Annotated in this window: 12 protein-coding genes and 2 tRNA genes; 1 reads left to right on the top strand and 13 read right to left on the bottom strand. The window is 60.0% G+C overall.

The window, feature by feature from the left end; genetic code table 11:
* Positions 1-19 precede the first annotated feature (19 nt).
* The 10 genes from nusA to rlmE form a co-directional block, all read right to left on the bottom strand.
* The gene (gene nusA / locus J3B00_RS05630) at positions 20-1,501 is read right to left on the bottom strand and encodes a transcription termination factor NusA (protein WP_209865226.1); all 1,482 of its coding nucleotides are present in this window, start codon (positions 1,499-1,501) and stop codon (positions 20-22) included.
* Between the two features lie 59 nt (positions 1,502-1,560).
* Positions 1,561-2,019: a ribosome maturation factor RimP gene (gene rimP / locus J3B00_RS05625; RefSeq protein WP_209874620.1), complete on the bottom strand. Its 459-nt coding sequence runs from the start codon at positions 2,017-2,019 to the stop codon at positions 1,561-1,563.
* A 130-nt stretch (positions 2,020-2,149) separates the two neighbouring features.
* Positions 2,150-2,226 (bottom strand) — tRNA-Met (locus J3B00_RS05620).
* Between the two features lie 98 nt (positions 2,227-2,324).
* Positions 2,325-2,410: transfer RNA gene (locus J3B00_RS05615), tRNA-Leu, on the bottom strand.
* A gap of 20 nt (positions 2,411-2,430) precedes the next feature.
* Positions 2,431-2,823, bottom strand: coding sequence for a preprotein translocase subunit SecG (gene secG / locus J3B00_RS05610; RefSeq protein ID WP_209865223.1), 393 nt, complete (start codon positions 2,821-2,823; stop codon positions 2,431-2,433).
* Positions 2,824-2,827: 4 nt separating this feature from the next.
* Entirely contained in the window at positions 2,828-3,583 is a 756-nt protein-coding gene (gene tpiA, locus J3B00_RS05605) for a triose-phosphate isomerase (RefSeq protein ID WP_209865220.1), read from the bottom strand.
* A gap of 65 nt (positions 3,584-3,648) precedes the next feature.
* The gene (gene glmM, locus J3B00_RS05600; protein ID WP_209865218.1) at positions 3,649-4,989 is read right to left on the bottom strand and encodes a phosphoglucosamine mutase; all 1,341 of its coding nucleotides are present in this window, start codon (positions 4,987-4,989) and stop codon (positions 3,649-3,651) included.
* Positions 4,990-5,005: 16 nt separating this feature from the next.
* The gene (gene folP, locus J3B00_RS05595) at positions 5,006-5,857 is read right to left on the bottom strand and encodes a dihydropteroate synthase (RefSeq protein WP_209865215.1); all 852 of its coding nucleotides are present in this window, start codon (positions 5,855-5,857) and stop codon (positions 5,006-5,008) included.
* An 8-nt stretch (positions 5,858-5,865) separates the two neighbouring features.
* Positions 5,866-7,776, bottom strand: coding sequence for an ATP-dependent zinc metalloprotease FtsH (gene ftsH / locus J3B00_RS05590; protein ID WP_209865213.1), 1,911 nt, complete (start codon positions 7,774-7,776; stop codon positions 5,866-5,868).
* A 204-nt stretch (positions 7,777-7,980) separates the two neighbouring features.
* On the bottom strand, positions 7,981-8,607 hold the full coding sequence (gene rlmE, locus J3B00_RS05585; RefSeq protein WP_209865210.1) for a 23S rRNA (uridine(2552)-2'-O)-methyltransferase RlmE: 627 nt from the start codon (positions 8,605-8,607) through the stop codon (positions 7,981-7,983).
* 102 nt (positions 8,608-8,709) lie between these two features.
* Here rlmE and yhbY point away from each other — a divergent pair, with 102 nt between their 5' ends.
* Complete coding sequence (gene yhbY / locus J3B00_RS05580) at positions 8,710-9,018, top strand: ribosome assembly RNA-binding protein YhbY (protein WP_209865206.1); 309 nt, start codon at positions 8,710-8,712, stop codon at positions 9,016-9,018.
* A gap of 12 nt (positions 9,019-9,030) precedes the next feature.
* Here the strand turns inward: yhbY and J3B00_RS05575 are convergent, their stop codons facing one another.
* From J3B00_RS05575 to carB, 3 genes are read right to left on the bottom strand one after another with little or no spacing between them, the layout of a single operon-like run.
* The gene (locus tag J3B00_RS05575; protein WP_209865203.1) at positions 9,031-9,480 is read right to left on the bottom strand and encodes an MFS transporter; all 450 of its coding nucleotides are present in this window, start codon (positions 9,478-9,480) and stop codon (positions 9,031-9,033) included.
* Positions 9,458-9,940 (bottom strand): transcription elongation factor GreA, encoded by a 483-nt coding sequence (greA, locus tag J3B00_RS05570; RefSeq protein WP_209865200.1) that lies wholly within the window; start codon positions 9,938-9,940, stop codon positions 9,458-9,460. Before greA ends, J3B00_RS05575 begins: the two co-directional genes overlap by 23 nt.
* Positions 9,937-13,158 carry a carbamoyl-phosphate synthase large subunit gene (gene carB, locus J3B00_RS05565; protein ID WP_209865197.1) on the bottom strand — a complete coding sequence of 1,074 codons (3,222 nt, stop codon included), beginning with the start codon at positions 13,156-13,158 and terminating at the stop codon, positions 9,937-9,939. Before carB ends, greA begins: the two co-directional genes overlap by 4 nt.
* Between the last annotated feature and the right edge of the window lie 84 nt (positions 13,159-13,242).

Here is a 13,242-nt window from a genome sequence, read left to right as displayed (position 1 = left end):
CTCCTCAGGCCGCGCCTAATTACTCGAACCAGTGGGCTCGGGCGGCCATGATCAACTTGCCGGCACGCTCTTGGTCGATGCCGTCGATGTCGAGCAGGTCGTCAATCGACTGCTCGGCCAGGTCTTCGCGGGTAACCACGCCGCGCACCGCCAGTTCGGCCGCCAGGTCCTTGTCCATACCCTCAAGAGAGAGCAGGTCTTCGGCCGGATGGGCGTCTGCCAGTTTTTCCTCGGTAGCGATGGCTTTGGTCAACAGGCGGTCCTTGGCACGAGCACGGAGCTCGTTGACGATATCCTCGTCGAAGCCATCGATGTTGAGCATTTCTTCCAACGGTACGTAGGCAATTTCTTCCAGGCTGGTGAAGCCTTCGTCGACCAGCACCTGAGCGAGTTCCTCATCGACTTCCAGCTCGTCGACGAAGTTGCGCAGGATGTCGCCAGTCTCGGCTTGCTGCTTGGCCTGGATGTCCTTCTCGGTCATCACGTTCAGGGTCCAGCCGGTAAGCTGGCTTGCCAGGCGAACGTTCTGACCACCACGACCGATGGCCTGAGCCAGGTTGTCCTCGGCCACGGCGATATCCATGGCGTGGGCATCCTCATCAACGATGATCGCCGCGACCTCAGCCGGCGACATGGCGTTGATAACGAATTGCGCGGGGTTCTCGTCCCAGAGGACGATATCCACACGCTCACCGCCCAACTCGCCGGACACCGCCTGGACACGCGAACCGCGCATGCCGATGCAGGCGCCTTGCGGGTCGATGCGTTTGTCCTTGGAGCGAACGGCGATCTTGGCGCGCGAACCCGGATCACGGGAAGCGGCCATGACCTCGATGAGGCCCTCGGCGATTTCCGGCACTTCGATGCGGAACAGTTCGATCAGCATCTGTGGCGCAGTACGCGACAGGATCAGCTGCGGACCGCGGTTCTCGGTGCGGATTTCTTTCAACAGCGCGCGCAAGCGCACGCCGACGCGGAAAGTCTCGCGTGGAATGATGTCTTCGCGAGCCAACAAGGCCTCGGCATTGTTGCCCAGGTCGACGATGACATTGTCGCGGGTAACCTTTTTAACGGTACCGGAGATGATCTCGCCAACGCGTTCGCGGTAGGCGTCGACCACTTGGGCACGTTCGGCTTCGCGGACTTTCTGGACGATGACCTGCTTGGCGGTCTGAGCGGCGATACGACCGAATTCGATAGACTCGATCTTCTCTTCGATCACGTCACCCACCTTGGCTTCAGGGTGGGTCTCGTGAATCTTGTCCAGCCAGGTCTCGATCGCCGGATCATCAAGATCGGCTTCATCGACCACGGTCCAGCGACGGAAGGTCTCGTAGCTACCGGTGTGGCGGTTGATTTCCACACGCAGGTCGACTTCGTCCTCAAAACGTTTTTTGGTTGCAGTGGCCAGAGCCACTTCCAGCGCCTCGAAAATGACGCCGGGTGGTACACCCTTTTCGTTGGATACCGATTCAACAACCAGCAGTACTTCTTTGCTCATCGTACGCCTCGCCTTGCGCAAGCCATTGGGCCCGGATAGTCCGCCGGGCCCGGCACGTCTCAGTCAAAACTGGGAATAATATTGGCCTTGTCGATCGAGTCGATCGGCAGCAGGAATTCTTGATCGTCTACCTGGACGATCACATCCTGATCCTCCACGCCGCGGAGAAGGCCCTGGAAGTTACGACGACCCTCGAAGGGTGAACGCAGCTTGATCTTCACTTGTTCGCCGGCATACGAGGCAAACTGTTCAAGCGTGAACAGTGGGCGTTCCATGCCAGGAGAGGACACCTCTAGGGTGTATTCAGAGCTGATCGGGTCTTCGACATCGAGAACGCCGCTCACCTGATGACTGACCTTTGCACAGTCATCCACCATGATGCCGCCGTCTTTTTCGATGTAGATACGCAATACCGAATGCTTGCCCTGGGAGACGAACTCGATTCCCCAGCACTGAAAGCCCAGAGCCTCGACAACCGGGGCCAACAAGTCCTGCAACTGTTCTAGCTTGCTCGACACCTGAACCCCCTCGTGCATGCTGTGCAAATAAAAAATGGGCAAAGCGCCCATCCCTGAAAGCGCCGTTGGACAACGACGCCTAAAACTGTTCGGCTAGCAAAAAGCCCCTGAAAAGGGGCTCCGCTGAAGCTGGTTGCGGGGGCTGGATTTGAACCAACGACCTTCGGGTTATGAGCCCGACGAGCTACCAAGCTGCTCCACCCCGCGACAAAGCTGGGGCGAAAGTATAAGACTGAACCCTATGCTGGGTCAATCCGACCTCCACCTACAAGAAAGCCCGCTAAAGCGGGCTCTCATGCTTCAATTGGTACCGAGAAGGGGACTCGAACCCCTACACCCTATGGGCACAACCACCTCAAGGTTGCGTGTCTACCAATTCCACCACCTCGGCAATACTACATTTGAAACCCGTTACTTCTGCTCTTCGGTCGAAGGAGGCACATCACCTGTTGGGGCGGTGTTACTCTTCTGCTCCTGGAGCACCGGTACATCATCATTAACTGCCGGCTTCTGCTCTTTCACTTCAAGTACTGCTGGATCTGGCAAACCGGCTTGAGTTAGCTGGTGTGCCTGCTCCTTTGCGAAGTATCCTAACCCAAGTGCAGTTAGAAAGAAAGTAGCAGCGAGTATAGCAGTGAATTTACTTAGGAAGGTAGCGGAACCTTGGCTCCCGAACACAGTATTTGAAGCCCCTGCGCCGAAAGATGCACCTGCTTCCGCACCCTTACCCTGTTGCAGCAATACCAGCACTACCAGCGCCAGTGCAGCCAACAGATGAAAAACAACTACGACGGTTTCCATCATTTGTTCAGTTTCCTGCGGCGCGACAAATTGCACCGAATTCGTCTGCGTTCAGGGACGCTCCACCAATGAGCCCCCCATCGATATCCGGCATGCCGAACAGTTCGGCCGCATTGGCCGCCTTCACGCTGCCGCCGTAGAGAAGCTGCACATTTTCGGCAACTTCAGCGTCCTCTGCCGCCAACTGCTGGCGGATGGCAGCATGCACATCCTGAGCTTGTTGTGGCGAGGCCGTAAGACCTGTGCCAATGGCCCATACAGGCTCATAAGCAATTACTGCATTGGCAAAAGCACTAACACCAAACGCGTCGATGATACTGCTTAGTTGACGCCCGACAACTTCGAGCGTCTTGCCCGCCTCGCGCTCTTCGAGAGTTTCCCCTACGCAGAGCACTGGCTTCAAACCTTTGGCCTGGGCAGCTGCAAACTTGCGGTTAAGCACTTCGTCACTTTCGCCAACGATCTGGCGACGCTCCGAGTGCCCGACCAGCACCAACTTGCAACCGACTTCAGCCAGCTGACTCGGTGCAACTTCGCCGGTCAGCGCGCCCTGCTCGGACTGTACAGCAGAATTCTGTGCTCCAACGATAATTTCCGTTTCGGCCAGTTCATCAATCACTTGATTGACGAACAAGGCTGGCGGAAATACCGCAACTTCGACACCGCTCGGCAGGCTCAGCTTGCTCAAGCCCAGGGTCAGCTCAGCGACGCTGGCGCGGGTACCGTGCATCTTCCAGTTACCAGCTACCATAGGGCGACGCATGCTTTACCTCGTCGGTCAAAGTGGGCGCAGATCTTACCCAACCCGAACTGCGCTGGCAAGGGTCTTCAAGCACAAACTTCAGAGACCAGTTTGGCCAGGGCTTCGGCATGGCCGCGGACTTGGTTTTCGTCGTCACCTTCGACCATCACCCGCACCAGTGGCTCGGTGCCAGACTTGCGCAGCAATACCCGACCACGGCCTGCCATGGCTTCTGTCACCTTGGCACTGGCTTCTTTCACCAGAGGGTTTTCCAGCGGGTCAGCGGTGCCTGCGGCGTAGCGCACGTTGATCAGCACCTGAGGGCACTTGCGCAACGCCTGGCGCGATTGCGCAAGGTTTTCGCCACGACGCTTGAGCGACAGCAGCACCTGCAGCGCAGCAATGATCGCATCGCCGGTGCTGGTGTGGTTGCAGCACACCACATGGCCGGAGTTTTCACCGCCGATCTGCCACTCACGCTCGATCAGCTCGGCCATGACATAGCGATCACCGACCTTGGCCCGCGTGAACGGTATCTCAAGCTCCTTGAGGGCCAGTTCCAGGCCGAGGTTGCTCATCAGGGTACCCACCACCCCACCTTGCAGCTTGCCGCGCTCCTGGAGGTCCCTGGCGATGATGAACAGCAGCTCGTCGCCATCGACGATGGCGCCGGTGTGGTCGACCATCAGCACACGGTCGCCGTCGCCGTCGAAGGCGATACCCAGGTCGGCGTGACCGACCAGCACGGCAGCCTGCAGCGACTCGATGTGGGTCGAGCCGCAGTTGAGGTTGATGTTCAGACCGTTAGGCTCGGCATGCAGCACGGTGACATCGGCGCCCAGCTCACGGAACACGCTAGGCGCTACTTTGTAGGTGGCACCGTGAGCGCAATCGATGACCAGCTTGAGACCTTCGAAGCTGGTGCTGCTTGGCACGCTGCTTTTACAGAATTCGATATAGCGACCCGCAGCGTCGTTGATGCGCGAGACCTTGCCGAGCTTGCTCGACTCGACCACGGTCATGGGCTGGTCGAGCAGCTCTTCGATCATCAGCTCGACTTCATCCGGCAGCTTGGTGCCCTGGCCGGAGAAGAACTTGATGCCGTTGTCGTCGTGCGGGTTGTGCGAAGCACTGATGACGATCCCCGCCTCGGCGTGGAAGGTGCGAGTCAGGTAGGCGATGGCCGGCGTAGGCATCGGCCCGAGCAGCATCACATCGGCGCCGGCCGCAGACAAACCGGCCTCCAGCGCGGATTCGAACATGTAGCCAGAGATGCGCGTGTCCTTGCCTACCAGCACGCGACAGGCGCCTTGCTTGCGGAAGGCCATGCCTGCCGCCCAGCCGAGTTTCAGCATGAAGTCAGGGGTGATCGGAGCGACGCCAACGCGGCCGCGGATACCATCGGTACCAAAGTATTTCTTGCTCATAGGAACTCCAGTGTTCTTATTCGGCGTCCTGCACGGCGGCAATCATGCGCACCACATCGACGGTTTCGGCCACATCATGCACACGCAGGATGCTTGCGCCCTTGGTCATGGCCAGGGCGGCCAGGGCCAAGCTGCCAAACAACCGCTCACCAACCGGCCGACCCAGGGTCAGGCCGATCATGCTCTTGCGCGAGACGCCGACCAGGAGCGGGCGCCCCAGGCGATAGAGCGCCTCCATGTGCTTGAACAGGCTGAGGTTGTGTTCGAGCGTCTTGGCGAATCCGAAACCCGGGTCGAGAATGATCCGCTCGGCGCTGATTCCGGCCGCGGCACAGATGGCCATACGCCCTTCGAGATAACGCGTTACGTCGACGGTTACGTCGTCGTAATGCGGATTGTCCTGCATGTTGTCCGGGTCACCGCGCATGTGCATCAGGCACACCGGCAAGCCGGTGGCCGCTGCGGCATCCAGCGCACCATCACGCTCCAGGCCGCGCACGTCATTGATCAGCCCAGCGCCCAGGCGCGCTGACTCGCGCATCACTGCTGGCGTCGAGGTGTCGACCGAGATAACCACGTCCAGGCGACTGTTGATCGCCTCGACCATGGGCGCTACCCGCTCAAGTTCTTCGGTGACAGAAACCGCCCGCGCACCAGGCCGGGTCGACTCGCCACCAATGTCGATCAACGTAGCACCTGCAGCGACCATGGCTTCGGCGTGGCGCAGGGCCTCGTCGCGCTGGTTGAAGCGACCACCGTCGGAGAACGAATCAGGGGTGATATTGAGAATACCCATGACATGGGTACGCGACAAATCAAGAACCCGGTTGCCGCAAGGCAACCGGGTCGGGTACAGCTGTGAGGTCATGATAACCCTTAGTGTTGAGCCGCTGGACCGCCGATCGGCGACTCCGGACGATCACCTTGGGAAGCCGACGTACCTGAAGTACCAGTATCGTTGCTATCCCAATCGCGAGGCTCGCGCGGCGTACGACCGGCCATGATGTCGTCGATCTGATCGGCATCGATGGTCTCGTACTTCATCAGGGCATCGGCCATGGCGTCAAGCTTGTCGCGGTTCTCGGTGAGAATCTGCTTGGCCGTCGCATAGCACTGGTCGATGATGCTGCGCACTTCGGAGTCGATCAGCTTGGCGGTCTCGCCCGACACGCTGGTGTGCTGCGAACCGGCGCTGCGGCCGAGGAACACTTCACCTTCTTCTTCGGCGTACATCAGCGGACCGAGCTTCTCGGACAGGCCCCACTTGGTGACCATGTTACGAGCGATCTGGCTGGCACGCATGATGTCGTTGGAGGCACCGGTGGTGACGCCATCGAAGCCCAGGGTCATTTCTTCAGCGATACGGCCACCGTACAGCGAGCAGATCTGACTGATCAGCGCACGCTTGGACAGGCTGTAACGGTCTTCCTCAGGGAGGAACATGGTCACACCCAAGGCACGGCCACGGGGAATGATCGAGACCTTGTAGACCGGGTCGTGCTCAGGCACCACGCGACCGACGATAGCGTGACCCGCTTCATGGAAGGCCGTGTTGCGCTTCTCTTTCTCGGACATGACCATCGATTTGCGCTCAGCGCCCATCATGATCTTGTCCTTGGCCAGCTCGAATTCCTTCATTTCGACCACAGGCTTGCTTGAGCGCGCGGCGAACAGGGCAGCTTCGTTGACCAGGTTGGCCAGGTCAGCACCGGAGAAGCCAGGGGTACCACGCGCGATGACCGCCGGATTGACGTTGTCGCCAATCGGGGCTTTGCGCATGTGCACCTTGAGGATCTGCTCACGGCCGCGGATATCCGGCAGCCCTACCACCACCTGGCGGTCGAAGCGGCCTGGACGCAGCAGCGCCGGGTCGAGTACGTCCGGACGGTTGGTCGCGGCGATGACGATGATGCCGTCGTTGACTTCGAAGCCGTCCATCTCCACCAGCAACTGGTTGAGGGTCTGCTCACGCTCGTCGTGACCGCCGCCCATGCCGGCGCCACGGTGGCGACCAACAGCGTCGATCTCGTCGATGAAGATGATGCACGGCGCGTGCTTCTTGGCCTGCTCGAACATGTCACGCACGCGGCTGGCACCCACACCGACGAACATCTCGACGAAGTCCGAACCGGAAATGGTGAAGAACGGCACTTTGGCTTCGCCAGCGATGGCCTTGGCCAGCAAGGTCTTACCGGTACCCGGCGGGCCAACCATCAGCACGCCACGCGGGATACGGCCACCCAGGCGCTGGAACTTGCCCGGATCCCGCAGGAACTCGACCAGCTCGCCAACTTCTTCCTTGGCCTCGTCGCAACCCGCGACGTCAGCCAGGGTGGTCTTGACCTGATCTTCGGAGAGCAGGCGCGCCTTGCTCTTGCCGAAGCTCATCGGCCCACCTTTGCCACCCGCCCCGCCCTGCATCTGGCGCATGAAGAACATGAACACCGCGATGATCACCAGGATCGGGAAGCTGGCTACCAGTAGCTGGGTCCAGATGCTTTGCTGTTCAGGCTGTTTGCCCTCGACCACAACATTGTTGTTGACCAGGTCGCCGATCAGGCCGTTGTCGGCAATTGCCGGACGCACGGTCTTGAAGTTATCGCCATCGGTGCGCTTGCCGGTAATGACGGCACCGTCGACCGTGACGCGCTCGACCTTACCGTCCTTGACCTGCTGAATGAAGTCAGAGTAGTTGAGGGTTTGCGGCTCGTTCGGGCTGGAGAAGTTGTTCATCACCGTCACAAGGACGGCAGCGATGATCAACCACAGGATCAGATTCTTTGCCATGTCGTTCAATTAGCTACCCTCTGAGGTCGGCGCACGACGCAGCCGTGCCTCGCATGATATTCACCGCCCTAACTTACTACATTACCTACGCATCCGCAGGCGCCGTCTGTAACCCTTTGTGAAACCAAGACTACACGAAGTTCGGACGATCCTGACGCAGCGGCTGATTGGAATTAACTATCAACCACTGCTCAAGCCGCCATTTCACGCCCCTTTGAAGCCCTTCGCCAGCATGTACTGCTCGCGGGAGCGATCCCGGGAGGAGGACGGCTTGCGCATCTGTACCTTGTCGAACTTGCTGCGCACGTCCTTCAGGTACACATCAAAACCTTCACCCTGGAAGATCTTGATCAGGAAATCTCCGCCTGGACGCAAAACCCGGGTTGCCAGGTCCAGCGCCAATTCACAGAGGAACATGGCTCGCGGCATGTCCACTTCAGGCGTACCACTCATATTGGGGGCCATATCGGAAATCACAAGGTCCACGTGCGAATTGCCCACCGCCGCGAGAATGCTCTGCAGCACGGCGTCTTCGGTAAAATCGCCCTGGATGAAGGTGACATCGGGAATCGAGTCCATTTCGAGGATGTCGGAGGCGATCAGCCGACCTTGACCACCGATCAGACGACTGGTCACCTGCGACCAGCCACCCGGGGCGGCGCCGAGGTCGATGACACTCATGCCAGGGCGGATCAGTTTGTCCTTTTCCTGGATCTCAAGCAGCTTGTAGCTGGCTCGCGAGCGATAGCCATCCTTCTGCGCCTGTTTGACGAAAGGGTCGTTGAAATGCTCTCTCAGCCAGTTATGGCTGCTCTTGGAACGCTGTACCACGGTACACCTCGATGAATAGCGTCGTGATTGACTGGGCGCAGCCACGGGCCCTCGGGTAAAATGGCTACCAATTTTACAGAATCAGACGAAAAGGGTCAGATTATGCCGCTCAATAACGAGCAGAAGAAGCAGTACAAGTCTATTGGTCATGACCTCAAGCCGGTCCTGATCGTTGCCGGCAACGGCGTCAACGAGGGCGTCATCGGTGAACTGGAACGCGCCTTGGCCGACCATGAGCTGATCAAGGTCGAAATTCGTTCCGAGGATCGCGAAGAACGCAAAGCCGCTATCGCCGAGCTGTGCAAGCAAGGCCGCGCTGAACTGGTGCAGACCATCGGCAAGAAAGCCCTGATCTACCGCAAGAACCCGCAGCCCAACAAGCAGCTGTCGAACATCCACCGTTTCAAGTAACGGTGGCTCCAGTCAGCGGCGCGCCTGGCGCGCCCTGACCGGGACCGGCTGGGCAACCAGCACGATGCCGGAAAAACCCAGCACCAAAAAGCAGAACATCTGCCAGCGTTCGCCCACGGATATTCCGTAGCGTAGCGTGTAGTAGCTGATGCAGGCGGCAAAGCCGAGCAACAGCATCTGACCGCGAAACTGCTGCCACCAGGCAGCCAGACCATCTACCCTCGCCAATACCGCCAGCTGGGTCAGCAGACCAAGCAAGGCCACGCCAATCAACCAGCGATCGATCTGCGCAGCCACGTCCTGTACCAGCAACGGTGCCAGGCCGGTGACTTTGAGCGCCGGCACCAACCCGACGTGGAACACCCACAAGCCGCCAACCCAGAATACCTGGGCCAGCTGCCAGAGGATCCCCTCGAGGGATGGCGCCCGCAGGCGCCGGTCAGATGTGTTTGACTTCGACAATCTCGTACTCGACCGTGCCGCTAGGCGTCTTGATCACCACGGTATCGCCCTCTTCCTTGCCAATGATGGCACGGGCGATCGGGGCACCGACCGAGAGCTTACCCTGTTTGACGTCGGCTTCGTCCTCACCCACGATCTGGTAAGTGACCTGGTCACCGGTCTCGGTGTTTTCCAGGTCGACGGTAGTGCCGAAGATGACCTTGCCGGTGTGGGCAATGGTGGTCACGTCGATCACTACCGAGTTCTGCAGACGGCCTTCGATGTCGCGGATGCGCGCTTCGACCATGCCCTGCTCTTCACGAGCAGCATGGTATTCGGCGTTTTCCTTGAGGTCGCCCAGCTCGCGGGCTTCACCGATGGCCTGACTCAAGCGCGGGCGCTCGGTCTTGGCCAGGAACAGGTGCTCTTCTTCCAGGGCGCGAGCGCCCTGGACGGTCATCGGATACTTGGTAATGCTCATGCTTTGAGTCCTGCATGCAGATCCTGCAAGCGACGAACGGTCTTTTCAGGGCCGAATTTCAGCGCTTCGCAGATGGCTTCACCGGCCGCAATGGTAGTCGTGCAGTAAATCTTGTGCTGCAGCGCATTGCGACGAATCGAGTAGGAGTCAGCGATCGACTGGCGGCCTTCGGTGGTGTTGATGATCAGCGACACTTCGTCGTTCTTGATCATGTCGACCACGTGCGGACGACCTTCGGTCACCTTGTTCACGCGACGCACTTTCAGGCCAGCCGCCTCGATCACCTTGGCGGTACCGACAGTAGCAACCACTTCGAAGCCCAGGGCGATCAGGTCGCGGGCAACGCCAGCCACTTGTGGCTTGTCGTCGTCACGTACGCTGATGAACGCGGTACCGCCAGTTGGCAGTACTTCGCTGGCACCCATCTGGGCCTTGGCGAAAGCTTCACCGAAGCTGTCGCCAACGCCCATGACTTCGCCGGTCGATTTCATCTCAGGGCCGAGGATCGGGTCAACCCCTGGGAACTTCGCGAACGGGAAGACGGCTTCCTTGACGCTGTAGAAGTTCGGGATGATTTCTTTGGTGAAACCGATCTCTTTCAGCGTCTTGCCGGCCATCACACGGGCGGCAATCATCGCCAGCGAGGTGCCGATGCACTTGGAGACGAACGGTACGGTACGCGAGGCGCGCGGGTTGACTTCGATCACGTAGATCTTGTCGCCCTGCAGGGCCAGCTGCACGTTCATCAGGCCAACCACGCCCAGCTCCAGGGCCATTTTCTTGACCTGGTCGCGAACTTCGTCCTGCACGTGGGCAGGCAGCGAGTACGGTGGCAGCGAGCATGCGGAGTCACCGGAGTGAACGCCGGCCTGCTCGATGTGCTGCATGATCGCGCCGATCACCACGTCGGTGCCGTCGCAGACCGCATCCACGTCCATTTCGATGGCGCAGTTGAGGAAGTGGTCGAGCAGCACCGGGCTGTCGTTGGACACTTGCACCGCTTCACGCAGGTAGCGCTTGAGCTCGTCCAGCTCGTAGACGATTTCCATGGCGCGACCACCCAGTACGTACGAAGGACGCACGACCAGCGGGTAACCGATGACGCCAGCGGCACGAATCGCCTCCTCTTCGCTACGCACGGTAGCGTTTGGCGGCTGCAGCAGGTTCAGGCGCTGGACCATTTGCTGGAAGCGCTCACGGTCTTCGGCACGGTCGATCGAATCCGGGCTGGTACCGATGATCGGTACGCCGGCTTCTTCCAGGGCGCGAGCCAGCTTCAGCGGAGTCTGGCCGCCGTAGTGGACGATGACGCCTTTGGGCTTCTCGACACGGACCACTTCCAGCACGTCTTCCAGGGTCAGCGGCTCGAAGTACAAACGGTCGGAGGTGTCGTAGTCGGTGGAGACGGTTTCCGGGTTGCAGTTGACCATGATGGTCTCGTAACCGTCTTCACGCAGGGCCAGTGCAGCGTGTACGCAGCAGTAGTCGAACTCGATGCCTTGGCCGATACGGTTAGGACCGCCACCCAGGATCATGATCTTGTCGCGGTTCGACGGCGCGGCCTCGCACTCTTCCTCGTAGGTCGAGTACAGGTAGGCGGTGTCGGTGGCGAACTCGGCGGCGCAGGTGTCGACGCGCTTGTACACCGGGAACACTTCCAGCTTGTGGCGGTGACGACGCAGGTTCTTGTCGGTGATACCGAGCAGCTTGGCCAGACGCTGGTCAGAGAAGCCTTTGCGCTTCAGGCGCAGCATCAGGTCTTTGTCGATGGCCGACAGGGCCAGGGTCTTGACCTTCTCTTCTTCCTTGATCAGGTCTTCCATCTGCACCAGGAACCAGTGATCGATACCGGTCAGGGCGAAGATTTCGTCGCAGGTCATGCCCGCGCGCATGGCGTCGGCGACGTACCAGATACGCTCGGCGCCCGGCACGGTCAGTTCACGCTTGAGGATACCGCTGGCTTCGGCGCTGGCCAGGTCGACTTTCTCGTCGAGGCCGCACACGCCAACTTCCAGGCCACGCAGGGCTTTCTGCAGGGATTCCTGGAAGGTCCGGCCGATGGCCATGACTTCACCCACCGACTTCATCTGGGTGGTCAGGCGGGCGTCGGCTTTCGGGAATTTCTCGAAGGCGAAGCGCGGCAGCTTGGTCACGACGTAGTCGATCGACGGCTCGAAGGAGGCTGGGGTGCGGCCGCCGGTGATGTCGTTCTGCAGTTCGTCGAGGGTGTAACCGACGGCCAGCTTGGCGGCGATCTTGGCGATCGGGAAGCCGGTAGCCTTCGAAGCCAGGGCCGAGGAACGCGATACACGCGGGTTCATCTCGATCACGACCATGCGGCCGGTGTCTGGGCAAATACCGAACTGGACGTTGGAACCGCCGGTTTCCACACCGATTTCACGCAGCACCGCCAGCGAGGCGTTGCGCATGATCTGGTATTCCTTGTCGGTCAGGGTCTGCGCTGGAGCAACGGTGATCGAGTCACCGGTGTGCACGCCCATCGGGTCGAAGTTCTCGATCGAGCAGACGATGATGCAGTTGTCCTTCTTGTCGCGGACCACCTCCATCTCGTATTCCTTCCAGCCGATCAGCGATTCGTCGATCAGCAGCTCTTTGGTCGGCGACAGGTCCAGACCACGGGCGCAGATTTCTTCGAACTCTTCACGGTTGTAGGCGATGCCGCCACCGGTGCCGCCCATGGTGAAGGACGGACGGATGATGCACGGGAAGCCGAGCTTCTCGAGTACCGCGTTGGCCTCGTCCATGCTGTGGGCGATGCCGGAACGCGGGCATTCCAGGCCGATGTCTTTCATCGCCTTGTCGAAGCGCGAGCGGTCTTCGGCCTTGTCGATGGTGTCGGCGTTGGCGCCGATCATTTCCACGCCGAACTTCTCCAGCACGCCATGGCGCTCGAGGTCCAGGGCGCAGTTCAGTGCGGTCTGGCCACCCATGGTCGGCAGGACGGCGTCAGGGCGCTCCTGCTCGATGATCTTGGCCACCGACTGCCATTTGATCGGCTCGATGTAGGTGGCGTCGGCCATGGCCGGGTCGGTCATGATGGTGGCCGGGTTCGAGTTGACCAGGATGACGCGGTAGCCTTCCTCGCGCAGGGCTTTACAGGCCTGGGCGCCGGAGTAGTCGAATTCGCAGGCCTGGCCGATCACGATCGGGCCAGCGCCGAGAATCAGGATGCTTTTAATGTCTGTACGTTTTGGCATTGGGTGCTCACTCAAATCCGCGGGTCAGTCGGCAAGCCGTCTTGAACATGCTCAGGTCAGGCGCTGCCGGACGCAGCCGAGGCT

This window comes from Pseudomonas sp. BP8 (assembly GCF_017875955.1).
Classification (GTDB): domain Bacteria; phylum Pseudomonadota; class Gammaproteobacteria; order Pseudomonadales; family Pseudomonadaceae; genus Aquipseudomonas.
Note: the sequence above shows the minus strand (reverse complement) of the source record. Positions and strands in the feature narration are given on the sequence as shown.